Here is a 25237-nt window from a genome sequence, read left to right as displayed (position 1 = left end):
ATAAAAAACGTACAGCGTTCAAAGTAACTTATCTGCTGCTCGTTTGTCTTCCTTTAGTGAACCACTCGGACTTTGGCTTAAGTGGAGGGTTAGACTTAGGCTTTGCTTTGGCAGGTTTAGATGCCGCTGGTTTTGCCCCCGCTGGTTTAGCTGTTGAAGGTCTGGAGGTCGATGGTTTTGAAGAAGCAGATCTCGAACCTGACGGTTTCGAAGATCGTTCTGTCTTCATTTGCGTTTTACGAGACATCGGATACGGATGATCCTTCACTTCTGGAATCGATTTTCCGATCAATTTTTCAATATCCCTAAGGAACGGAAGCTCTTCAGATTCGCAAAAAGATATTGCCGTTCCGCTTAACCCAGCTCTACCCGTACGACCGATCCGGTGCACATAGGTTTCTGGAATATTCGGCAAGTTGAAGTTGATTACATGAGACAGCTCATCAATATCAATTCCTCGCGCGGCGATATCCGTAGCTACAAGAACGCGGGTTGCACCACTTTTAAAATTCCGCAATGCATTCTGACGATCATTCTGCGATTTATTGCCGTGAATGGCTTGTGCAGAAATGTTCACTTTCGCTAGATCGCGTGTAACACGGTCCGCACCACGTTTTGTACGAGTAAACACCAGAGCAGAAATGATTGATTTATCCTGTAACAAAAGATTCAATTGATTCTGCTTATTTCCATTCTCTAATAAATAGATCGATTGATCGATTCTATCCGCAGTAGATGACACGGGTGTGATTTCTACTTTTACTGGATTCACAAGCAAGGTTTTGATCAATTTGGAGATCTCAGTAGGCATCGTTGCCGAGAAGAACAGTGTTTGTTTCTTCGTTGGCATTTTGGCGATAATTCGCTTCACATCATGGATGAAACCCATATCTAGCATGCGGTCAGCCTCATCCAAGACAAGAATTTGGACATACTGTAAATCCACACGTTTTTGATTGATCAGGTCGATAAGTCTTCCTGGTGTAGCAATTAAGATATCAGCACCTTGATTCAGGGCACGCTCTTGTACTTTCTGTGATACACCGCCAACGATGGCAGCAGAGCGGATATCTGTGTATTGGCTATACGCTTTTATGTTATCAGCAATTTGAATCGCAAGTTCTCTTGTCGGTGTTAAGATCAGCGAGCGAATGCGTCGCACATTGCTTGATTTATTGGGACTTGTTTGTTCGCTTAATAATTGAATAATAGGTACAGAAAATGCAGCTGTCTTTCCTGTTCCCGTTTGAGCACATCCAAGTAAATCTCTACCTGCTAATACAGCTGGGATCGATTGCTCCTGTATAGGTGTAGGTGATGTATAGTTTTCTTTGGTTAAAGCCTTTAAAATCGCAGGCATAATATTCAGTTCGTTAAATGTCATTGGGTCTCCTTAATTTCTAATACATATATTCTTAACATTAAAACCATTTGTCACGTCATAAACAATAATCATAACACAATTAGTCACATAATAATAGATATTCTTTATCATCACACCAATTTTCATTAAAAATCCATTTCAGGATACCAGTACAATTAATAGCTAATAAGAGCTATGCAGTCCGATACCTTAGCAAAACACATCAAAATACCGAAATAGCTGCTATACAGTTCGAAAAATGTTTAAGTATGCGTATCAGCCAAATAACGTTTCCCAACACACAACAAAAAAAGCGAAGGATTTCTCCCCCGCTTCTTATCATTCGTATGAAGACTAGTCTACGATTTCAGCAGTGTCGCCATTGTTGGCACCAGCAGCATTAGCTTCGTCAGTATCAATATGCATATCAAGTTTGAAGCTGTCGGATACACGAGCAATTACGTTCTCCAATACGAGACCGCGGTCGCCACCGAGACGGACTTTAAGCAATTGCTTATCCGCAATGCCCCAAGCTTCAGCTTCAGAAGTGTGGAAGTGAATGTGACGAGCTGCGATGATAACGCCTTGTTCTAATTCTACTTCACCAGCAGGTCCTTTAAGCGTAATGCCAGGTGTTCCTTCAATATTTCCAGATTCGCGAACTGGAGCTTTCACGCCAAGTGCGAAGGAGTCAGTACGGGAAATTTCTAATTGGGAAGCCGGACGAGCAGGTCCCAAAATTCTTACCTTGTCAAATTTACCTTTGCTACCGATAACTGCTACTTGTTCATTTGCTGCAAATTGTCCTGGTTGGGAAAGTGGTTTGAACTCAGTTAATTGATATCCTGGGCCAAACAGAGCCTCCACGTGCTCTTGCGTAAGGTGAATATGTCTAGCCGACACACCTACGGGTACAGTCTTACTCATTGTAAAGTCACTCCTTGTATTTTCTCTAGTATCTGTACAAGCCATTAACCATTATACATCTTCTTACCCAAAAATAAAAAGGGCTGCATCATAACGAAGCCCCTTTTTTCGACAATTTATGTTTTTTGCACAAGATTGTCATGGTTTAGACACCTGAGAGGGTAAATTTGCGCTTAAAAAAGAGGCCGCATTCTCATACATCCAGCCTTTCACAGTATCCTCTGGATAATAACGGAGCAGCTGCTCTATAAGATCAGGGTATTTTCCCGGATGCTCCAACTTCTCTACCCAAGTATCAATGCCGTCAAAATCCGAGCCAAACATCATATGCTTCTCACCGCCGAGATTACATACATGTTCAATGTGCTTTAACAAATCATCCATGCGAGCCTTCCCATCATCACTTACAAACCACGGATAAAAGGTCAGGCCTATTCTTCCATCCATTGCAATCAAAGCTTTAATCTGTTCATCATTTAAATTTCTAACATGCCCACATATAGCTGCAGCATTCGAATGGGAGGCAATAAACGGACGATTGCTTAAATCGGCCAACTCCCAGAACCCCGTTTGCGACAAATGCGACACATCAAGCAGCATTCCACTTTCGTTGCACCATTCTATCAGCTTTCTCCCTTTTTCTGTAAATCCACCATTACGCTTCTCTAGCACACCATCTGCTGCCCAGTTCGCATAATTCCAAGTCACACCAAGAAACCGTACTCCAAGTTCGAAACAGAGCTGAGCATAGAACAAGTTCCCTTCTAAGCCGTCTACGCCCTCCAGAGAGAGCATTGCTTGTGGAGGTGCTCCTACTAATCGATTCCCTACTTGCTCCTTCCACTGTAACCACTGAAGCCCATCTGTGTTCACTATCTTTTGCCTAAAGAGATCAATTTGCCCTAGAACATGTTCAAAGCTTGGTTTTCCTCTGTTAGTTGAAAGAAATATTGCAAAACATTGCAACTCCACTCCGCCAGAAGCCAGCCGCTCTGCAGTAACATCTAATCGAGGATCATTGTCAAAATTTATATCCGGCGAGGCTTGCATTTTGCTTAGCACATCACAATGGAAATCCGCTACTTTAAACTTATCAGCCCTCATTTTACAACCCCACTTTCTCACAGTCCCAGCCGTTCATTTCATTTCCAAATGCCTATTTCAGATACTATGCAAAAAAACGCCAGACTATAAATCAAAAGCAAAAAACCTGTTTACAAAAGTAAACAGGTTCAATCATTCTATAGGTCTATTATCTGGGTTCAACAATCAGTTTAATCGCGGTTCGATCTTCCCCATCAATCACTATATCAGTGAACGCAGGAATGCAGATCAAATCTACTCCGCTTGGTGCAACAAATCCCCGGGCAATGGCAACTGCTTTGACTGCTTGATTCAGTGCTCCAGCTCCAATAGCTTGTAATTCGGCCGATCCACGTTCACGAAGAACACCCGCTAATGCGCCGGCGACGGAATTTGGATTGGATTTAGCTGATACTTTTAATACATCCATAGTAAGTACCTCCCCTGGGAAAATAATGGTGTTCTTCCACTACTTTAGATGTTATTCGCGAGAGAAGAAATAATTCCTTCTTTTTACGGACCACGTCTTCCAAAAACGGTATTAAAGATACTCTTTTATGATATTAAAAATATCACACTTTACCCTAACTCAGCGAAATTACCCGGATTAAACCATACTCTGTTCTACGTTTAGCTCATAACCCATTCATCTTCACGTAACCGTATCTTCTCCAGACGAGTTGCCGCACCAGTATTTTCATCTAATTCTGCAAATAAACCGTGAAGCTGCCACTTGCCTTCATCGACAACAAATCGTGCTGGAAGCTGAGTTGTGAACTTATAAAGTACTGCATCTCTTTCCATACCCAGAATTCCTTCGCTTGAACCAACCATTCCCGCATCGGTCAAATACGCAGTTCCTCCTGGTAAAATCACATCATCATTTGTCTGAACATGAGTATGTGTCCCAACAACAATCGATGCGCGACCATCCATAAAATATCCCATGGCGATTTTCTCAGAGGTTACCTCTGCATGGAAATCGACTAAAATACATTTGTGATCTCTGCGAAGCTCTTCCACAATTTCTTCCCCGACACGGAAAGGACAATCGATAGCAGGTAAGAAAGTCCGGCCTTGCAAATTTACTATTGCCAGTTCTTTACCGTTCCCTTTAACGACTGTATAACCTCTTCCCGGGGTTCCTGGCGGAAAATTAGCGGGACGAATAATCCGAGCCTCATCATCGATGAACTCAAAAATATCTTTGTTGTCCCATGTGTGGTTTCCCATAGTTATACCGTGAACGCCCCAGTTAAAAAACTCATTAGCGATCGCCTTGGTGATCCCTCTACCGGCAGCAGAATTTTCACCATTAACAATAATGATATGTGGCTGATATTTACTTTTTAGTGAGGGCAACATCTCACGAAGAGCCTTTCTGCCAACATTTCCAACGATATCTCCAATAAATAGTACTTTAATGATTCTCTCCTCCTAATCTTAACCGCTATAACTAAATGGATAAGACCTCATATTCAAAAGAAAAAAGGCCCCGCTTAGGGGCCAATTCTCAACAAATATAAGAAAGTATAAGTTACATCTTATCCCTTAACCTTATATTCCACCTATTTAGCGTATTCAACAGCCCGTGTCTCACGAATAACGGTAACTTTGATATGTCCTGGATAATCCAGTTCACTTTCAATCATTTTCGTAATATCGCGAGCAAGACGGAATGCCTCTGCATCGTCAATCTTCTCTGGCTGTACCATCACGCGTACCTCACGGCCCGCCTGAATAGCAAATGATTTCTCAACGCCTTCGAATGACTCTGAGATTTCTTCCAGTTTTTCTAGACGTTTAATATACGTTTCCAGTGTTTCACGGCGAGCGCCAGGTCTTGCTGCTGACAATGCATCAGCTGCACCAACCAACATAGCAATAACCGAGGTAGCTTCGCAATCTCCATGATGAGACGCGATACTGTTGATAACAACCGGATGTTCCTTATATTTCTTCGCTAGTTCAACGCCGATCTCAACATGCGATCCTTCTACTTCATGATCCAGCGCTTTGCCGATATCATGGAGCAATCCTGCACGTTTTGCAAGCACGATGTCTTCCCCAAGCTCACCGGCCATCAGTCCAGTTAAATAAGCAACCTCCATGGAGTGCTTCAATACATTTTGACCATAGCTTGTACGGAATTTCAGACGACCCAGAATCTTGATCAAATCTGGATGCAATCCGTGAACACCCACTTCGAAAGTAGCTTGTTCACCATATTCGCGAATTCGTTCGTCCACTTCTTTGCGGGATTTCTCCACCATCTCTTCAATTCGAGCGGGATGGATACGTCCATCTGCCACAAGCTTCTCAAGTGCCGTACGGGCCACTTCACGGCGGATCGGATCAAATCCCGACAAAATAACTGCTTCCGGCGTATCATCAATAATGAGGTCGATACCTGTAAGAGTTTCGAGTGCACGAATATTACGGCCTTCACGACCGATAATCCGCCCCTTCATCTCTTCGTTCGGCAGGGTAACAACTGAAACTGTTGTCTCCGCTACGTGATCAGCTGCACAGCGTTGGATAGCGAGTGTGATGATTTCGCGGGATTTCTTATCCGCTTCCTCTTTCGCCTGCTGTTCAATCTCTTTGATCATTTGAGCCGTTTCATGGCGAACTTCTTGCTCAACATTGCTAAGAATAATACTTCTTGCATCTTCGATGCTTAAATTGGAAATTCTCTCCAATTCAGTGACTTGGTTTTTGTAAATAACATCAATTTGCTGTTGGGTTTCATCAATTCGTTTCTCTTTGTTAGCTACTTGTTCTTCTTTTCTTTCAAGCGATTCCATTTTTTTATCCAGTGATTCTTCCTTTTGCAGCAAACGTCTCTCTTGCCGTTGGATTTCATTCCGACGTTCACGAGTTTCTTTCTCAGCTTCAGTACGGATTCTATGGACTTCGTCCTTAGCTTCCAATACTGTTTCTTTCTTCAGCGCCTCTGCGTCTTTCTTCGCGTTCTCCACGATGACTACGGCTTCTCTTTCTGCGCTTTGAATTTTAGCTTCTGCAAGGGATTTACGAATAAAATAACCGAACCCAAAGAATAATGCAGCTACAACGAGAACGATAATGACCCAGATCCATGCTTGCATCTGTTCACCTCCTCGTTGGTTCCTCTCCAAGGTATATCCCTGGGAATTGTGCAGTTGTTAAACTATCCGTTCATCACCATACAAAAAACCGGTAAATAACCGATTGCCATACTGCACATGCTGCACATGCACACTGCCCGCCTTATCCGGCGATTACATTTCATATGAGTTGTACGCGAACCGTTTTAAAAAGTCACCTTTTTGGGAAGGAAAAAGGATTCTTACTTTATGCCGATTCATGTTATATTTTATTATTTATAAAAAGACATTGTCAAGAGAGTCGATATGCGCATTAATGTCAAGAGAATCAGTGAGTCTAGTAAAATTCCTCATCTTCACCCTCATAATTGTCTTCCTCAAGTAAAGTATTGATCACTTGTCGCACCATATCACCCGAGAATCCACGCCGCATTAAGAAGGCTCCAGTCTTTCTGCGCTTATCTGTGGCTTCACCACGAATAAGATTCCATTTCTTACGACCAATCTGAAGTGCACTTTCTAGTTCTTGTTCAGGACTGACATTCTCCAGTGCTTCCGAGATCAAGGTTTTGTCGATTCCTTTCTCACGTAGCTCTTGGCGAATCCACATTTTCCCTTTTCGCTGGTTCGTAATGCGTTGCTCCGCCCATTGCTTTGCATACAAGGGGTCATCAAGAAATCTTTCCTGCTGTAGCCGTTGCACCACTTCCGCAATAATAGTCTCCCCTATTTCCTTCTGCCGTAAACGGCGAGTCATTTCCATAGCGGTACGTGGCTTCCGTTCTAGATAACGAAGTCCTTCTACATAAGCTCGTTGTCGCTCATCAGCAACAACAATTTCCTCCAAATCGGCTTTCATAAAAGAATTTCCAGTAATCATCCGATATTTAATCATGACGTCTTCGTGTACAGTCATGTTATAGGCTCCGAAATGTATGATGTAGCGGTGGTCCGACTTCTTCTGACGTTCTACCTTAGTAATTTCTAAAAGTTCTCCATCAGGAAAATCAGATAGGACCTGTACGTCCTGCTCATCCGATTCAAAATCCATATCCAGCTGTATTACCATAGTTGCTTGTCACCTCATAGCAATAAAATATCCCCACAAAGTGCGGCTTAACTTCGGTGCGTACTCAGGTACTTTGGGGGGACCCCAAATATATATGTTCTTACACTGTTAAGAAAAGACACCCTGCAACAATGAATCACAGGGCGTCCTATTCCTTAGTAAATTCTATTGTTCGATTTCGAGAAGTAGCTTTTCTTCTTCCTCTTGCTCTGCAATGATTTCCGCTTCATTTGGTGCAGCAACAATAGTGGACAGGTTACTTGCTTCACGGATCTTGTTCTCAATGATAAGTGCAATATCTTGATGTTCTTTCAAGAACTGTTTGGCATTCTCACGTCCTTGACCGAGACGCTCACCCTCATAGGAATACCATGCACCACTCTTATTCACGATGTCCATTTCAGTACCGATGTCTACAAGACTTCCTTCTCTGGAAATCCCTTCACCATACATGATATCAACATCAGCTTGTTTAAATGGAGGTGCTACCTTATTCTTCACAATCTTGATCTTGGTTCGGTTACCTACAACGTCGTTACCCATCTTAATACTTTCGACACGGCGAACATCCAACCGTACGGAAGAGTAGAATTTCAACGCCCGACCACCCGGTGTTGTCTCAGGGTTACCGAACATAACACCAATTTTCTCACGAAGCTGGTTAATAAAGATAGCAATTGTATTCGATTTACTAATGGCACCAGATAGCTTCCGAAGCGCTTGAGACATCAAACGAGCCTGTAGGCCGACGTGAGAGTCACCCATATCACCTTCGATTTCCGCTTTAGGAACCAACGCAGCTACGGAGTCAACGACAATAATGTCTACTGCACCACTACGGACAAGTGCTTCAGCAATCTCAAGTGCCTGTTCACCCGTATCTGGCTGAGATAGCAACAATTCATCAATGTTTACGCCCAAGTTACGTGCATACTTCGGATCGAGCGCATGCTCAGCATCGATAAATGCAGCTTGTCCTCCTTGTTTTTGCACTTCTGCAATAGCATGAAGAGCAACAGTCGTTTTACCGGAGGATTCAGGTCCGTATACTTCAATAATACGTCCCTTGGGAAGTCCGCCTATACCTAACGCAATATCAAGTGCCAAAGATCCGCTAGGTACAACTTCCACTTGCATATGAGTGGATTCTCCCAGTTTCATGATCGAACCTTTACCAAATTGTTTTTCTATTTGACGAAGCGCCATATCAAGCGCTGCACGACGATCTGACAATCAGACCACTTCCTTCACTGTTTATAATAATATAATAACGTGTTTTTGAGGTCTTGCCAAGCTTTTTTTCGAACATACATTCGTTTTTTTTGTCTCAAGCGTTAATTATCCCTTTTATTGTAAGCCTCCCTCCGGACATAGAAGTTAACTGATTTCTCTACTTCACCGGACATCAACGACTTATGATCAAAACCAAAACAGCGATCAAAATCTCCGCAGATATACAAAAAACCGCAGCAAAGAAATCTCAGTGCCACGGTTCTTCCGTATGTCTCAATTATAACTGGGCTAATCTCCCATTACAAGTCTGAGCCTTCAAGAGGTGTCTCCACCTTCCGTTCCTCAAGTCTGCGCCATAGACGATACAACAGAGCTTTAACAGTACGCAGTCGTATATTTTCACGTGTACCTTTAAGATTAAGCTCGTATACTTCTGTCTTACGCCCGCGTTCAGCTAAACCAATAAATACAAGTCCAACTGGCTTACGTTCAGAATAGCCCGGTCCTGCTACACCAGTTACAGATAAACCGAAATCACTATCTGCGATCATTCTCACCTGATCAGCTAACACCTCGGCAACTTCACGACTAACTGCCCCTGGAGCATCTGGCCCCTCCAAATAAGCACTTGGCACATTCAGAAGTTTTTTCTTCAGGTCGTTGGAATAACAGACGATTCCTCCCGCAAACATCGAAGCACTGCCTGGAATGTTAGTGATACTCTCCATCAGCAAGCCTCCCGTGCAACTCTCTGCCGCACTTAAAGTCAGACCTGCATCCGCCATCCAATCCACAATCAATTGCTCCAGTGGCACATCAATATTTGCATATAAATGTTCTGGCAAAATCTCTTTGATCTGTTTCTCCAGAATCTCCAGCTTCTTGTAAGCTTCATGCTCGGAAGGCGCTTTTGTCGAAATACGAACGGTTACCTCTCCCTCTTTAGCGTAAGGAGCTATGGTTGGGTCTGTCTGGCTGTGAATAAGATCAATGAGCTTATCCTCAAGCAGTGATTCTCCGATACCGGCAAATTTAAGCATTTTAGAATAAAGTGGCATTTCTGTCGTTAGAGCGTGCTGCTGGAGCCACGGTACAGCTTTATCTACGAACATCGGCTTCATCTCGCGAGGCGGACCAGGAAGCACAATATAATATTTCTTTTCATGCTCAAAAGCAATGCCAACAGCAAGACCAATCTCATTTGGCAAAGGTGTAGTTCCTTCAATTATAAGTGCCTGTTTACGATTATTCTCCGTCATTACAATCTTTCGATCATCAAAGAAACGTTGTACATGATCCATTGCTAAGCGATCTATATGAAGTGTGCGACCTAAGGAAGCAGCCAGCGCGTCCTTCGTTAGATCATCTTCTGTAGGACCAATACCACCGGTAAATATGATAACATCCGCTCTGCTTTGAGCGATCTCAATGGCTTGCTGCAAGCGACTGCTGTTATCCCCAACTACGGTTTGAAAATATACATCAATCCCAATAGCAGCTAGCTCAATAGACAAAAATTGGGCATTACTATTTACGATTTGACCGAGCAAAAGCTCCGTGCCTACTGCAATAATCTCCGCTTTCATAGCTGGCTTTCGCCTCCTCGTTATAATGTAGATACACTGCTTTTAGGGTTTAAAAAAGGTAATAGGTGCTTTACCTATTACCTCTCCTATATGTAGCTGCCTAAAACGCTTAAGCATTATGCAGCTGTAATAGATCCTTATTCTTCACAAAATAATCAATTCCAGAGTAAATAGTGATCAAGGCTGCAGCCCAGATGGCAATATCGTCTACAGGAATGCTGACGAATTGAAACGGGAAATTATTTAACAACAGCAGTGAGATCGCTACAATTTGTACAACCGTCTTTATCTTACCCCATTTGCTGGCGGCAACCACTTTTCCCTCTAACAATGCTATCTGGCGAAGCCCGGTTACTGCGAACTCACGACTAATGATAACAATTGCGATCCATGAATCACATCTGCCCAATTCCACAAGTGAAATCAGAACTGCAGAAACTAACAGCTTGTCCGCTAACGGATCAAGGAGCTTACCGAGATTGGTGACCATATTATATTTCCTTGCTATGTAGCCGTCTATTCCATCTGTGCTCGCTGCAAGCAAAAAGATTACAGCTGCCACCAAATGATTAACAGATAGCTGAAAAGAGCCCCAATGTATCGGTTCTGGATAAAAACTGAAATCCACCAGTAAGAAAAACATCATAATCGGGATCAGGCAAATACGTGCTAGCGTGATGCGGTTGGGCAAATTCACTGAAGTTCCTCCCCTAAATCGTTCATACAAATTGCCTGAGTCAGGCTCATCTATTTCTACTTAAGCAAGTATATTATAGCTATAAATAGGTGTCAAAAAAAATACAAAGCACCCCGCATAATGGCGCTGATAAGCACTGCGGGGTACAAAATGCTATTTTAAGTTGTTGAACTGCAGGTCCAGAGGCAAATCAGCTTTACGTAAAATCTGGATAATTTGTTGTAAATCATCGCGACTCTTACCAGTTACGCGGATCTGATCTCCTTGAATCTGGCTCTTCACCTTCAATTTCGAATCACGAATCAGGATGTTAATTTTTTTTGCGTTCTCCTGATCAATTCCTTGCTTAAGACCTAAACGCTGACGAACACTACCCAGAGAAGCAGGCTCCACTTTGCCGAAATCCAAGTTTTTCAGCGTGATACCTCTCTTCACCATCTTCGATTGTAAAATATCAATAACAGCGTTTAACTTATATTCGTCCTCAGAGGCGATAATAAGTGCGTCTTTCTCCAGCTTCAGACTGCTCTTGCTGTTCTTAAAGTCAAAGCGGTTGTCAATTTCTTTCTCTGTTTGGTGGATCGCATTGGTTAATTCCTGCATATCCATTTTAGATACGATATCAAATGAACTTTCTGAACTCATAACTACACGTCCTTTGTACTTTTTAGTCTGCTACTATTATAAAAGAATGATACCCTTAAGTCTAATATTGGATAATATGTACCTCACCCGACACAGAAAACAGCCCCACATAGTGGAGCTTTTCCTTCGAAATGAGTTGTGTTTCAGGTAGAAATACGTCTCCAATGGAAAATACCCTTGGAGACGCACATTCTAAATTCTCTATCTGCTTCGAAGCGGGCTTCGAAACATATCTAGAATTCCAAGCACGATATGTGCAAGACCGAACCCGAGAATTCCATAACCCCAAGCACTTGGTGTCATATAGTATCCGATAAGACTGACAATAACCCCAAGTCCAGCTACAACCCAGCTAACAATCATGAATGTACACCCCACTTTAGCTAAGAACTAGAAACAGTCTTATGTTCCCCGCAAAGCCAAAGTCTATGCATCATTTTTCTTATTGGCCTGTTTCATTAGTCTGGTCAGTAGTATCCGTGGTACCTTCATTCTGGGTCGTTTCACTTCCAGTACCATCATCCAGATTAAGTAGCAGACGAGATGAGGTCTTTTCATCCGTAATCACTTGTCCATTGACAGTAATCTCAGTAGCTGGTGAATAACCAGATTTAATATACATTCCTTCACTTCCAAGCACAAAGCTCATACGATCTCCTGCCGCTGTGTTACCAAATGAGAGTTTTTCACCTTTAGAGTTCTCACCTTTATACACCTCAAGCCAGCTTACCCCAGTAGCAGAAATCTCAACCTTCACTTCACTTCCAGCCGGAGCTGAAACCTTGAATTTTGTTGTTTTTCCTGCTTTCCCATCCGGTGTAACTGTAATGGATTGCGGGGAAGGCGTAGGTGTTGGTAATGGCGTTGGCTCTGCAGTAGGTTCAGTTGTTGCTTCTGTTCCTGCCGAAGAAGTTGGCGCCACAACTCCACCTCCTGAAGCCGGTGGAGATGTTTGAGCAGTCGTAGGATCCTGCTGTTCATTCGTCAGATTCGTCTGATCAATCTGATCAGGATCCGGTTTGTTCAAACTAGATGCATAAATGTAAATCACAACAATAATTAATATTGGAAATGTCCACATTAGCACTGTTGGCAGCCATTTTGCATTCCGTTCGGTTTCTGGTCTACGGCTGCGTTTTTGAATCACCGTTTCCATGGCTGTGTCTTCGGGAGGGGCAGGTACATTCCCATGCTCCTCTAGCAGTTCGTCAGGACTCATCCCTACTGCCTCTGCGTACGTTTTGATAAACGCCCTAACATAAAAACTTCCTGGAAGCACCTTATAGTCTCCAGACTCGATGGCTTCCAAATACTTTTTGCGAATTTTCGTTACTTCCTGGACATCGTCAAGACTCATCCCTTTTTGCAGACGCGCCTCTTTCAATTGCCGGCCCAGTTCCGACATACCATCACCTCCTGTAAATTTCAATGAATATCATTGTTCATTCTTGTTCTATAAATCATCACTGTAGCTAGTCGTAAACGACTCGTACAATATTTCTTCATTTGGATTATTGCGAAGCTCGATAATAATATCAAAATCATCAAAGGTGTACTCAGATTCCCGCACAAAAATATCTGGATGCTCGATCACTTTCGTGCTTGGCATACTCATAACATTTTGTAATAAATTATAATGCTTCTCATTAGAGCGGATCGTACTAACAATACCATCAATGATAAATACATTATGTGGGTTCATCTCATCTTCTGCTAATTGACTTCGAACCGTCTGACGTAAAAGTGTCGAGGAGACAAATGTCCAACGCTTCATCGCGCAGACACTGCCAGCAATGATTGATTCCGTCTTTCCTACACGGGGCATACCTCGAAGTCCTATTACCTGATTTCCATCTTTTTTAAACAATTCCCCGAGAAAATCGACCAATAGACCAAGCTCATCCCGAGTAAAACGAAACGTCTTCCGATCATCTGAATCCCGTTCAATATATCGCCCATGGCGCACAGCCAGCTTGTCTACGAGTCTTGGAGAGCGCAGAGCTGAAACTGTAATATTATCAACTTTCTTGAGCATTTCGCCCATCAGCATTATTTTGTCATCGTCATTGGTCTCCAGCAACATTCCGCGAGTCTTTCCTTCAACGCCATTAATCGTCAGAATGTTGACTTCTAGCATCCCTAACATTGAAGCGATATCACCAAGCAGACCGGGTCTGTTCTTGTGAATTTTGTATTCCATATACCATTGTTTATATTCCACTTGTACACCTCATAGATTCCTTTTCCCGCACTTTGATATACATCAAAAAAATGCCGTTCAGACAAAGCGGTCTGAAACACGGGTCATGTTAATGATATATAAAATAAAAATGAAAGGCAAGGTCAGTCCTGTAATAATTGCAGAAAAGCTCCCACAAGGGGAGCTTTTCCGCAAGCTTAGGCGTGATTTTTCGCCAACTTGACCATGAGTTTAGCAATCGTCTGCTTTTCTTCATCGTTGCCGACATCCCATAGCTCTTTGATTGCACGGTTTTGAGTGTTTGCTGGATCCACTTTTTCATCGAGGAATTCCCCAATTTCAAAAGCCAGCTTTGAGATTGTGTCTTCACTCATCCCAAGTTTCTCCGCCTGTACAACTCGTTTTCCTAGAAATTTCTTCCAGGTGTCAAAATTTTTGATTACGCTATCTTCTTGTGTCATCTTAAATCCTCCTTCATGTTTACGGTCAAACACCTGCATACAGGCTGTAAGCCGCCTTACGTGAGATTTAAAAACAACACTTATAATATGTCTTAGAAGCTAAGTTATTATGCTGGAGTTTTTCTCCAACTGAAGATCAGGTAATCCATCCACCATTTGGACTAATAATCTGACCAGTGATATACCCGGACTCAGGCAAAGCCAAAAAATAAATTAGTGAAGATATTTCATTAGGCGTAGCCAAACGCCCTACTGGAATCTCATCCTCCAGCATACGGACTTCATCCTCCTGTAAATTGGACAGCATGTTCGTATTAACCGCTCCTGGAGCTACCGCGTTAACCGTTACACCAGATGGAGCCAGCTCTTTAGCTAAAGCCTTTGTAAAGGCATTCACTCCACCTTTGCTAGCCGAATAAGCTACTTCGCAAGAAGCTCCAGTGATTCCCCATACGGAAGAAACGTTGATGATACGACCATAACGTTGTGACACCATGTACGGCATAAAGATCTGACTGCACATAAAGGTTCCCTTCAAGTTAATGGACATAATGTCATCCCATTCCTCTTCGGTCACATCAGCTAGCATTCCGTAATGCGATTTACCGGCATTATTGACGAGAATATCCGGCTGCATCCCATTACTCTCAAGCTTTTCCGCCATACGTACAATCTGACTACGATCCTTCATATCCGCGTTTACTGTCATTACCTTTGCGCCAAGGGCCATACAACGCCGAGCGACATCATTCGCAGCTTCATGTGAGTGTCTGTAATGAATAACTATATTCATCCCCACAGAAGCAAATCGTTCCGCAATGGCGCCGCCGATCCCTCCGCTTCCCCCTGTAATGAGCACTGTCATTTCCCCTAGTGGTTTGCTGCTCTCTCCCAAAACGCTCACCTAAGGACTCACCACCAATGAAACGGCAAGCTGTTCCCAGTTTACATGGGCTTGCAGACGCTCATTTACTTCTGCCAGAGTAATCGATTCATACATAGGCAGAACTTCAAACAGGTCACCACCACGGAACTGGTAGCGTGTAAATTCATGTGCGATACTTTCAGGGGAGTTCAGCATGCGCAAATAACCGCCAATTTTCTTTTTCCGTGCCCGCTCGAAATCCTTCTCCGCAAAGCCAGACTTTAAGATTAGATCTACTTCTTCTTTAATTCGTTTTAAAAGCAAGTCCGGATCCTTTGTATCCCCACCCATTGCAGAAAAAGCATACTGCGGAGAACTATTAAATTCATGTCCAAAGCTGTCCGAGATCAATTCCTCATCATAAAGCTTTTGATACAATGCTGTGCTACTACCTACCAACAAATCGAGCATTAGCTTCGTTATCAGGTCGCGTTTCAGAGAAGCTTCACCTGTTAGATCTTCTACTTTTTCCTTGAAACCAAACATGATTTTCGGCATCGAAACAGCAAGCTTGCTTTCTAGCCGTTTTGTAGCGACTTGTTCGGGTTCATCTTCAAAAATACGCTTGATTTCACCCTGCTTGCCGTAGGTTTTACCCTTTTGGTTAGCGCGAATCAAGGAAAATACTTTCTCCGGGTCCACACCCCCAACCACGAACAACAACATATTGCTAGGGTGATAAAAAGCGTTATAACATGTGTACAGCGTTTCTTTCGTGATCGTACTAATCGATTCTACCGTACCTGCAATGTCAATACGAACCGGATGCTTCGAATACATCGCTTCAATAAGGCCAAAATACACGCGCCAGTCCGGATTATCAGCATACATATTAATTTCTTGACCAATAATTCCCTTTTCCTTTTCTACATTCTCATCTGTAAAATAAGGTCGCTGAACAAAATCAACGAGCGTACTAAGATTGGTCTCTATATTTTCTGTTGCTGAGAAAAGATAAACGGTCTGATCAAAGCTTGTAAAAGCATTGGCCGAGGCTCCATTTGAAGCAAAGGTAGCAAAAATATCGCCTTCTGGCTCTTCGAACATTTTGTGCTCTAAAAAGTGAGCTATACCATCAGGAACAGTGGTTTCTTCTCCACCTGCGACATGAAAATGATTGTCAACGGAACCGTATTTAGTTGCAAATGTAGCATAGGTCTTTTTGAAGGTTGGTTTCGGCAACACATATACCTGAAGTCCGTTATCCATGACCTCATGATAAATGGTCTCTTGAAGTCTGTCGTAATGAATTTGTTCCATCGTTATTCCTCCTTTCCTGTCAAGAAATATATCGTATCCAGCTGAAAGGTTTCGGCGGCAGCCTTTACATCTTCAGCACCGATTTGTTCCACCTGCTCCAATAGCTGATCCGCTGTCCGTTCTTTTCCTGACAGCTGGCGGTTGAAGTCGTAAGAGATCATTTCAAAAGCAGAATCCGGAATCTCGGAAAGCTGATTGCGGATCATAGCTTTGGTCTGACTCAGTTCCAGATCACTGATATTGCCAGCTTTCATCTCTTCCAATTGTTTCTCTATAATGTCCACGGCTTTGCCGTAATTTTGCGTTTCGATGCCTGATTGAATCGTTCCAATGCCCTTGTGGCCGTCATAACGAGACGAAGCATAATATGCAAGGCTTGCCTTCTCACGTACGTTAACGAAGAGTTTAGAGTGGGGATACCCTCCTAATATTCCGTTGTACATAAGTGCGGACGCGTAATTATCATCCTTATAAGTAATAGAGGTGCGTAGACCCAGGTTCAACTTGCCCTGACTGACATCCAGCTTCTCTTCTACAGTCCTCACCTCATTAACTGATACAGGTACGAACTTAGAGCTATATAAGCCCACCTCGGACTGAACCCGACCGAAATGACGCTGTACAAGCTTTTCTACTTCCTCAGCTGTTGTGTCACCCACTACATAGAGATCAAGGATGGCATCATCGAGCCAGGAATTATACGATTCATACAAACTTTTCGGAGTGATTTGATCCAGATCCGCTCTTTGCCCCAGAGGGTGAAGACGATATGGCTCGTTACGGCACATTTCCTCAATACAGCGCTCAGCAGCGTAACGTATCTTGTCATTTACGATGGACTCCAGCTTCTTGCGAACGGTTTCACGCTCCGTTGCAACATACGAAGGTCGGAAGCTGCCGTCTTCAACTAATGGACGAGTCAGTACTTCACCTAAGAAAGCGAAGGATTGTTCAAGTAAGCTCTCCTGGCTTTGTACAAAAGAGTCATTAATAGTATCCATGCGGAACTGAACGATTTGATAATCGCCTCTTTTATAAATATCAAACCCGAATCCAGCGCCATACAGTTCCTCCAAACGCTCGCGGAATTGCGTGGTCTCCGGATAAGTCGCGGTACCTCTGCGAAGCACGAATGGAGCTAGTGCAGTAGAGGTTACTGTATTCTCATCAAGAGGGATCCCCGCATAAAGTGAGATCGCGTAGGTCTTGAATGCCTTGGTTGGCATAACGTGAATGCGCAAGCCTCCTACGGTGCCATGCTGAAATACATTATTAGTCAAGTCCAAAACTCCTTTACGGCGTGGATAGTTGCTCTACATCATGTTTATGAATTATTAACCATTCTAAACCATTCCAAAGTAAGGAAGCAACCGGAAGCCTCTTCCCGGTTGCTCTCTGAATTCTCTATCCTTCTTTTTACATACAGAAAATATGCTGACCAATCGTCTTCACCTGAGGACGGGTCCAAATCCATTTAGAGGTCGCTGTTTTAGGGTTGAAGTAATACAAACATCCACCTGAAGGGTCCCAACCATTGAGTGCTTGCTGCACTGCTTTACGTGCTTGCTCATTGGGCTCCAAATAGATCTGACCATCGGCCACAGCTGTAAATGCTCCCGGTTGAAAAATAACGCCAGACGGCGTATTCGGGAAACTAGGTGAGTTCACACGGTTTAAAATGACCGCAGCAACAGCAACCTGACCTTCGAAAGGCTCACCTCTGGCTTCTCCATACACGGCATTAGCCATGATTTTCAGATCATTCTCCGATAAGCCCAAAGAATTACCTGAAGACAATCCTGGCGAATTCGTTTTATTGGACGTATTTGTTTTATTGCCAGTGTTATTCTGTGCTGTCTTATTTCCCGTGCCCGTAGAAGGCTCAGTAGGCTTCCAGTTCTTCGTGGCGTTATACAGCTTCAGCTTAGTTTTGGCACCCACAATGCCATCAGACTTCATTCCGAATTTCCATTGAAACCAGGTTACTGCATTCTTCGTTTTTGGTCCAAAATGACTGTCTATTTTTCCGGCATAATAACCTAAGTGCTTTAATCTTCCCTGCAATTCATAGACATCCTGACCCGTGGACCCAAGTTTAATGGGTGTTGTACTGAAAGCCGGCAAGACTTCTTCGTCAGGATTATTTAACTCGTGGACAAATGACGCAGCAGCACTTTGCTTGGTCTGAACAATGCCATTCCCCTTGAAAAACGTTCCTGCAAACGGCGCGGCAGCAAGTGCAAGAGTTAAAGCAGCAAATATCCACATCTTTTGTTTCTTCATAGGGTTCGCTCTACCTTTCTTTTGTAAGTTCTGCATGGATGGCTAAAGTTATTATGACGACTGTCAACGCATCCTATGCATTACTAAAAAAGAAGAAATAGCTTTTCATTATAATTGAGAATAATTATCAACTATTTTCGAAATAAGAAAACCATGGAGTTGATATGAATCATGAATTTAAAGGACCACATTTTACTGTGGAACCACGCATTAATTGAAATTATAGATATACGTCATACTTTTCAACATTTTAGTGATATGAATTCACAATAGTCCAAGTAACAGGTTCGCACTTTTAGGGAAAAACTCCCTGAAAATAATGGATATTCTCTGATAATGAATGGAATTAGGGAGTTCCTCCCTAAAAACCAGGCCAATTCCTTTATTTCTTACCAAAATTAATAAATTATAGGGAGCTTTTCCCTAATTATAAGTCTGAGAACCAATAATCACAGAATTTCAGGGAGAAATTCCCTAATTATTTTAATGAAGCTTCACTCGGAGCCTCATTCGTAGCTTCACTAAAGCCATTATTTGAAGTGTCACTTACACTTTTTCAGCATGAGTAAGAGGCCGTCCCCAAGTAGTACAAACTACTTGGGGACGGCCTCTTGTTATTGTCTATTTAAGGTTTAAACTGACTTGTTCAGCTTAAGAACTGATCTTGTTATGCTGATACTGCTCAAGTGATACAAGCACCTCACGCGGCTTGCTGCCCTCGTAAGGCCCTATTACCCCACGAGCCTCCATAGAGTCAATCAAACGGGCTGCACGGGTGTAACCAACCCTCATCCGGCGCTGTAGTAGCGAGACTGAAGCTTGCTTCGCTTCAAGCACGATCGTTACGGCCTGCTCATATAATTCATCCTGTGGCTCCTGGTCTTCAGCAATTGTGTCATCAACCTCTGGAACAATGGACTCGTCATATTCTGCTTCACCTTGACTGCTGACATATTGAACGATTGTCTCAACCTCTTGATCGCTCATAAAGGCACCCTGCACACGAATCGGTTTAGAAGCCCCCATCGGTAAGAACAGCATGTCTCCCCGACCTAACAGCTTCTCCGCACCTGGCATATCCAGAATGGTACGTGAGTCTACATTGGAAGATACGCCGAAAGCGATACGAGATGGAATATTCGCCTTAATCAAACCTGTAATGACATCCACGGAAGGACGCTGAGTGGCGATAATTAGATGTATACCAGCTGCACGCGCCATCTGTGCAAGCCGACAGATAGCATCCTCTACATCGTTAGCGGCAACCATCATCAAATCCGCAAGCTCGTCCACAATAACAACGATATACGGAAGTATAGCAGCTGGGTTCTCAGCCATCAGCTTATTATAGCCTTCCATGTTGCGTGTACCTGATTTGGAGAAGAGTTCATACCTTTTCTCCATTTCCACAACAATCTTCTTTAAAGCTAAGCTCGCCCGCTTCGGATCAGTAACGACTGGAGCCAGAAGATGCGGAATCCCATTATAGACATTCAGCTCTACCATCTTCGGGTCCACCATCAGGAATTTGACTTCATCAGGTTTAGCTTTGTATAAAATACTCGTAATAATCCCGTTAATACAAACCGATTTACCAGAACCCGTTGCACCAGCCACCAATAAATGGGGCATCTTCGCTAAATTACCGATAATCGTCTGACCCGAAATATCACGTCCAAAAGCAATCGATAATCTGGATTCAGCTTCCTGAAAGATCTGTGTCTCCATAACTTCACGCATGGTCACAATAGACACTTCGGAATTCGGTACCTCTATCCCAATGGCTGATTTACCCGGAATTGGCGCCTCCATACGTATATCTTTGGCTGCAAGAGCAAGCGCAATGTCATCCGTCAGATTAACAATGCGGCTAACTTTGACACCGATATCCGGCTGAATCTCATACCGTGTAACCGCTGGACCTCTAACTACTTCGAGAACCTTTGCTCTAACACCGAAACTCTCTAGGGTAGCTTCTAGCTTACGGGCGGTCTGCATATAATCATTCTGATCTCCCGCTTTGCCGCTGTTGTTAGGTTTGGCTAGAAGTCGGAAAGATGGCAACTTATAAGGTTTTGGTGGAGGTGGTGCCGGTGGAGCAGGAATGATCTGTCCATCAGGAGTAGCGCTTAGCAATCCATCCAAGTCTATAGTCACATTCTCCTCAGGCTCATCTGAAGGCTGTTGACTAACTGGATTAACCCCGGCAACAGGAGCTTTGACGGTAACACCACGAGCTGCTGGAGAGAATTCACTCCATTCCTCCCGATCTTCCTCATTCAGCCCTTCTGAGCGGATATGCTCAAAGAAGTCGCGAATAATTGGAGTCACAGGTTCCATATCCATATCTGCATCATCAAAATCATGATGGATATCCTCAAGTGGAGTCACACGACTATCTACTGAAAGCCCAGAAATGATCGGACCGTGCGAAGCACTTGTTACAATTGGACCTTGATCATCATCCTCAGAATCGGCTTCCGCCTCTGAACGGGTGGAGCCTGTGAACCAACCGGATATTTTTTTCAATAGAACAGGTTGCTTACGATTAGGTAAATATCGATCGTCTTCTTCCTCTTCGTCATCTTCGTCATAGACAGGCTGCTTCACCGGCCGAGTCTTTGCGGGTGCGGCTGCTTTGGAAGGTCTAGCAGCTACTGGGACTGCCTTCGGACGGTTTGCCGCATGGAGACGAATCCCCTCTACAAACTTAACCGTACGAACTCGCAAAAGAGTAATAATCTCTACATAGGAGAGATTTGTAATTAACATAAAGCTGATGGCAAGCATAACGATCATGAGCAGCTTAGCTCCCAGACTACCAAAGAGCCACAGCAGTGCAGCATACTCCAATCCGCCGATATATCCACCACTTATATCCTTACCCAGCATATAGACATTACTATTGTTAACACCGGGCGAAAGAGATCCCGAAAGATCATTATGTATTTGTGTCATCACGTTGCCAGGATGGAGCAAGGACAACGGGCCAAGCTTCTGCTCCATTGCAGAAATAGTGCTCATAAGGCACATGGATAGCAGAAGCAGAAGCACGCCTGTATGTCGACTGTTCCAAGAAGAAGGCCATCTTCGATGGATCATAACCATAAGCCCATAAAAAATACCAATAAGCGGCAACACAAAATAAAATCTCCCTAATAAATAACCCGCCATACTTGAAAGTGACCGTCCTACCGCCGCTTCACCAGACAGAGCAATAACGGATATCGTTATTAGTAAAATTCCGTAAATTTCATATTTTAAAACGCTGCCGAGCAGCGCTTTTTTCTTTTTCTTTTTTCGTTTAGCCACGCCAGCCACCCCCGGAACAACATTATACCATATAATGGCGTGGCGTACCTATGTTCTCTTTTGTCAAAAAATGAATCTTTATGTTAACGTAATTATCGCTCCAGGAGAGAACGACGGATCTAAATATCGCTCCAAAGGACAATCCAGCAATCTTACTATGCGCGCGCGTCCTTCCTCCATCGGCTCAACCTGCATGAGCATCCCCTGAACGCTTACTTCTCGCGTTGTAGCGTAATTATTAAATGCCCCCTCCCACACCTGTTCCATCGACATTATCGTATAGAGTGTCATTGCGTAAGCCCTCCCGAAATCGCTGCTGTAGGCGCTGCAGAGAAATCTCCACCAATCATGCGGTTAAGATGCGCTAAGGCAGCTCCGATCCCGCCCACCTCATCCATGAGACCATATTTAACGGCGTCCAACCCCCCAACGGCTGTTCCAATATCACGATTGAGCTCACCTGTCTTAAACATGAGGTCACGGAACTGTTCTTCAGAAATCCGAGAATGAGAAGTAACGAATTTCACTACACGCTCCTGCATTTTTTCCATGTATTCGAACGTCTGTGGCACTCCAATTACTAAGCCATTCATACGAATCGGATGTATCGTCATTGTTGCACTTTCCGCTATAATTGAATACGTAGAGGATACAGCGATCGGAACGCCAATACTATGGCCCCCTCCAATGACTACTGTTACCGTTGGTTTAGAGAGCGAAGAAATCATTTCGGCAATCGCTAGACCAGCTTCTACATCTCCACCAACAGTATTTAAAATAATAAGCAGACCTTTAATATTCTTATTCTGTTCAGCTGCCACCAGCTGGGGAATGATATGTTCGTATTTCGTCGTTTTGTTCTGAGGAGGCATTACAATATGGCCTTCAATCTGACCGATGATCGTTATGCAAAAGATATCCGGTTCACCCGTAGGAACCGCTGTTTGTCCAAGCTCTTTAAGTGCACCCATTGTAGTGGGCGGCATGTTTTCATTTGTACTTGGATTTCCCTCTTGTGGTATAACTTCCTCATTCTTTGCTCCATTTGATCCATTCATGTAGTTCATTTTCGCAGCTCTCCCTTTTCTTATGCAGCTCTGGTCTGCTATAGCCTTACTAACTTTCATTAGTATGACATTTCAGGGCCCCGCATTATGCAAACCTCTCCTCATGATGTGAATATAAACAATACAAAAACCCCTTTTCCCGTAGAAACCGTCCAATATTTCCGGGGAAAAGGGGCCAATGCCCAAGCTATATATTTATTTAAGGAGAATTCTCCTTACACTTCCATGATAATTGGCAAAATCATCGGTCTACGACGCGTTTGCTCATATAAGAAACGACCGAGTGAATCTTTTACGCTTGTTTTAAGCGATGCCCACTCATTTACTTTCTCACTCATCAAGCGCTGCAATGTACTGGAAACAATTCGGTTCGCTTCGTCAAGCAGTCCTTCGGACTCACGAACATAAACGAAACCACGAGAAATGATGTCAGGTCCGGAGACAATTGCACCATTCTGTTTGCTTAGTGTAACCACGACAACCAAAATACCATCTTGAGACAGCAACTTACGGTCACGCAATACAATATTACCTACATCACCTACACCCAGACCGTCAATCAATACGTTACCAGCCGTTACTTTACCAGCTTTACGAGCGGCACCGCCTTGAATTTCCACAATCTCACCGATTTCAGTGATGAAAATGTTCTGAGACTCTACGCCAACAGATTCTGCCAAAAGCGCATGTTTGCGTTGCATACGGTATTCACCGTGAATTGGAATGAAATATTTTGGTTTCATCAGGTTGAGCATAAGCTTAAGCTCTTCCTGGCTACCGTGACCGGATACGTGAACACCAGAATTGGAACCGCTATAAATTACGTTAGCGCCAAGACGGAACAATTCATCAATGGTACGACCTACATATTTCTCGTTACCTGGTACCGGTGTTGCTGCAATAATAACAGTATCACCTGGCAAGATATCTACTTTACGATGACTGGAACGTGCCATACGGGTCAATGCGGACATTGGCTCGCCTTGGGATCCTGTGCAAAGAACAACGACACGGTTCGCTGCCATTCTGTTCATTTCTTCAGGCTCGATCAGCATACCGTCAGGTACGTTCAGATATCCAAGCTCAGAAGCGATGGATACAACGTTTACCATACTACGGCCAATTACTGTAATCTTACGACCTGTGGATTCTGCTGCATTAACCACTTGTTGAATGCGGTGCACATTGGAAGCAAAAGTTGCTACAACGACACGTTGTTCAGCTTTGCGGAAAATGTCTTCCAGAACGATACCGACATTTTTCTCAGATGGGGTAAAGCCTGGTTTCTCAGCATTTGTACTATCCGACAAAAGAGCAAGCACGCCCTTCTGACCAATTTCAGCCATCCGATGCAGATTTGCAAATTGACCGTTGACTGGAGTGTGGTCAAATTTGAAATCTCCCGTATGAACTACGTTACCTTCCGGTGTTTCTATGCATACACCGACGGAATCAGGAATACTGTGATTGGTTCTGAAGAATGTAACTTTGAGCGAACTTCCCAGTTGAATTTCTGAATCTTCATTGATCAGAATTCGTTTGGTGTCACCCAGTAAGTTTGCTTCCTTCAATTTGTTTTCTACAAGGCCTAATGTAAGTCTTGTTCCGTAAACCGGAACATTCAAATTCTTCAGGACATATGGGAGACCACCGATGTGATCCTCGTGTCCGTGGGTAAGTACAATTCCTCTTACCTTGTCACGGTTCTCTGTCAAATAAGAGATATCAGGAATTACAATATCAATACCGAGCATATCTTCTTCCGGGAACTTAAGTCCCGAATCCACGACTACAATGTCAGCTCCATATTGAATGACATACATGTTTTTCCCGATTTCTCCGACTCCGCCCAATGCGAAAATCATCAATTTATCGTTGTTGTTTTTTTTGGACAAATGAATCTAACCCTCCTATGATGTTGGACGTCATACTTTTATTGGTAAATATTGAACTTCGATTATTTCAGCGGCGCTGAACACATTCTTCAAACAGCTGATAGCTTCCTTAATTAACAAGGATATTCCTGATATCTGTAAA

General features: G+C 43.4%; 23 protein-coding genes. All 23 read right to left on the bottom strand.

Going from position 1 to position 25237, the window contains the following annotated elements:
- Positions 1-28 precede the first annotated feature (28 nt).
- Positions 29-1384: a DEAD/DEAH box helicase gene (locus MKX60_RS16005; RefSeq protein WP_076285444.1), complete on the bottom strand. Its 1356-nt coding sequence runs from the start codon at positions 1382-1384 to the stop codon at positions 29-31.
- Between the two features lie 333 nt (positions 1385-1717).
- The gene (gene pduL / locus MKX60_RS16000) at positions 1718-2290 is read right to left on the bottom strand and encodes a phosphate propanoyltransferase (protein WP_042128797.1); all 573 of its coding nucleotides are present in this window, start codon (positions 2288-2290) and stop codon (positions 1718-1720) included.
- Positions 2291-2428: 138 nt separating this feature from the next.
- Positions 2429-3394 carry a dipeptidase gene (locus MKX60_RS15995; protein ID WP_341060253.1) on the bottom strand — a complete coding sequence of 322 codons (966 nt, stop codon included), beginning with the start codon at positions 3392-3394 and terminating at the stop codon, positions 2429-2431.
- 148 nt (positions 3395-3542) lie between these two features.
- A complete protein-coding gene (locus MKX60_RS15990) occupies positions 3543-3803 on the bottom strand; it encodes a stage V sporulation protein S (protein ID WP_019910496.1) in 261 nt (86 codons plus the stop codon).
- A 200-nt stretch (positions 3804-4003) separates the two neighbouring features.
- The gene (locus tag MKX60_RS15985; protein ID WP_042189389.1) at positions 4004-4798 is read right to left on the bottom strand and encodes a TIGR00282 family metallophosphoesterase; all 795 of its coding nucleotides are present in this window, start codon (positions 4796-4798) and stop codon (positions 4004-4006) included.
- 143 nt (positions 4799-4941) lie between these two features.
- A complete protein-coding gene (gene rny / locus MKX60_RS15980; RefSeq protein WP_042128807.1) occupies positions 4942-6483 on the bottom strand; it encodes a ribonuclease Y in 1542 nt (513 codons plus the stop codon).
- Positions 6484-6799: 316 nt separating this feature from the next.
- Positions 6800-7531: a regulatory protein RecX gene (locus tag MKX60_RS15975; protein ID WP_094870271.1), complete on the bottom strand. Its 732-nt coding sequence runs from the start codon at positions 7529-7531 to the stop codon at positions 6800-6802.
- A 165-nt stretch (positions 7532-7696) separates the two neighbouring features.
- Positions 7697-8764 (bottom strand): recombinase RecA, encoded by a 1068-nt coding sequence (gene recA, locus MKX60_RS15970; RefSeq protein WP_042128809.1) that lies wholly within the window; start codon positions 8762-8764, stop codon positions 7697-7699.
- Between the two features lie 299 nt (positions 8765-9063).
- Positions 9064-10350 (bottom strand): competence/damage-inducible protein A, encoded by a 1287-nt coding sequence (locus tag MKX60_RS15965; protein ID WP_042189391.1) that lies wholly within the window; start codon positions 10348-10350, stop codon positions 9064-9066.
- A gap of 109 nt (positions 10351-10459) precedes the next feature.
- Entirely contained in the window at positions 10460-11047 is a 588-nt protein-coding gene (gene pgsA / locus MKX60_RS15960) for a CDP-diacylglycerol--glycerol-3-phosphate 3-phosphatidyltransferase (RefSeq protein WP_036688397.1), read from the bottom strand.
- Positions 11048-11200: 153 nt separating this feature from the next.
- On the bottom strand, positions 11201-11692 hold the full coding sequence (locus tag MKX60_RS15955) for a YajQ family cyclic di-GMP-binding protein (protein ID WP_042128814.1): 492 nt from the start codon (positions 11690-11692) through the stop codon (positions 11201-11203).
- A 201-nt stretch (positions 11693-11893) separates the two neighbouring features.
- A complete protein-coding gene (locus MKX60_RS15950) occupies positions 11894-12055 on the bottom strand; it encodes a hypothetical protein (protein WP_179085813.1) in 162 nt (53 codons plus the stop codon).
- 79 nt (positions 12056-12134) lie between these two features.
- Positions 12135-13097: a helix-turn-helix domain-containing protein gene (locus MKX60_RS15945; protein ID WP_076285441.1), complete on the bottom strand. Its 963-nt coding sequence runs from the start codon at positions 13095-13097 to the stop codon at positions 12135-12137.
- Between the two features lie 48 nt (positions 13098-13145).
- The gene (locus MKX60_RS15940) at positions 13146-13913 is read right to left on the bottom strand and encodes a DUF3388 domain-containing protein (protein WP_042128818.1); all 768 of its coding nucleotides are present in this window, start codon (positions 13911-13913) and stop codon (positions 13146-13148) included.
- Positions 13914-14089: 176 nt separating this feature from the next.
- Positions 14090-14353: a DUF3243 domain-containing protein gene (locus MKX60_RS15935; RefSeq protein ID WP_042189396.1), complete on the bottom strand. Its 264-nt coding sequence runs from the start codon at positions 14351-14353 to the stop codon at positions 14090-14092.
- Between the two features lie 136 nt (positions 14354-14489).
- Positions 14490-15218, bottom strand: coding sequence for an elongation factor P 5-aminopentanone reductase (ymfI, locus tag MKX60_RS15930; RefSeq protein ID WP_076299349.1), 729 nt, complete (start codon positions 15216-15218; stop codon positions 14490-14492).
- Between the two features lie 39 nt (positions 15219-15257).
- On the bottom strand, positions 15258-16538 hold the full coding sequence (yfmH, locus tag MKX60_RS15925) for an EF-P 5-aminopentanol modification-associated protein YfmH (protein ID WP_076285440.1): 1281 nt from the start codon (positions 16536-16538) through the stop codon (positions 15258-15260).
- A 2-nt stretch (positions 16539-16540) separates the two neighbouring features.
- Complete coding sequence (gene yfmF, locus MKX60_RS15920; protein ID WP_042189400.1) at positions 16541-17818, bottom strand: EF-P 5-aminopentanol modification-associated protein YfmF; 1278 nt, start codon at positions 17816-17818, stop codon at positions 16541-16543.
- 136 nt (positions 17819-17954) lie between these two features.
- A complete protein-coding gene (gene sleB, locus MKX60_RS15915; protein WP_076299350.1) occupies positions 17955-18821 on the bottom strand; it encodes a spore cortex-lytic enzyme in 867 nt (288 codons plus the stop codon).
- A 651-nt stretch (positions 18822-19472) separates the two neighbouring features.
- A complete protein-coding gene (locus MKX60_RS15910; protein ID WP_076299228.1) occupies positions 19473-22133 on the bottom strand; it encodes an FtsK/SpoIIIE family DNA translocase in 2661 nt (886 codons plus the stop codon).
- A 78-nt stretch (positions 22134-22211) separates the two neighbouring features.
- Positions 22212-22424: a YlzJ-like family protein gene (locus MKX60_RS15905; RefSeq protein WP_042128829.1), complete on the bottom strand. Its 213-nt coding sequence runs from the start codon at positions 22422-22424 to the stop codon at positions 22212-22214.
- Entirely contained in the window at positions 22421-23200 is a 780-nt protein-coding gene (locus MKX60_RS15900; protein WP_179281594.1) for a ClpP family protease, read from the bottom strand. Before MKX60_RS15900 ends, MKX60_RS15905 begins: the two co-directional genes overlap by 4 nt.
- A 215-nt stretch (positions 23201-23415) precedes the next feature.
- Complete coding sequence (locus tag MKX60_RS15895; protein ID WP_042189403.1) at positions 23416-25095, bottom strand: ribonuclease J; 1680 nt, start codon at positions 25093-25095, stop codon at positions 23416-23418.
- Positions 25096-25237 lie beyond the last annotated feature (142 nt).

Source organism: Paenibacillus sp. FSL R5-0914 (genome assembly GCF_038004525.1).
Lineage (GTDB): Bacteria > Bacillota > Bacilli > Paenibacillales > Paenibacillaceae > Paenibacillus_AQ.
The sequence above is the reverse complement of the archived record's forward strand: the minus strand, read 5'-3'. Positions and strand labels throughout refer to the sequence as shown.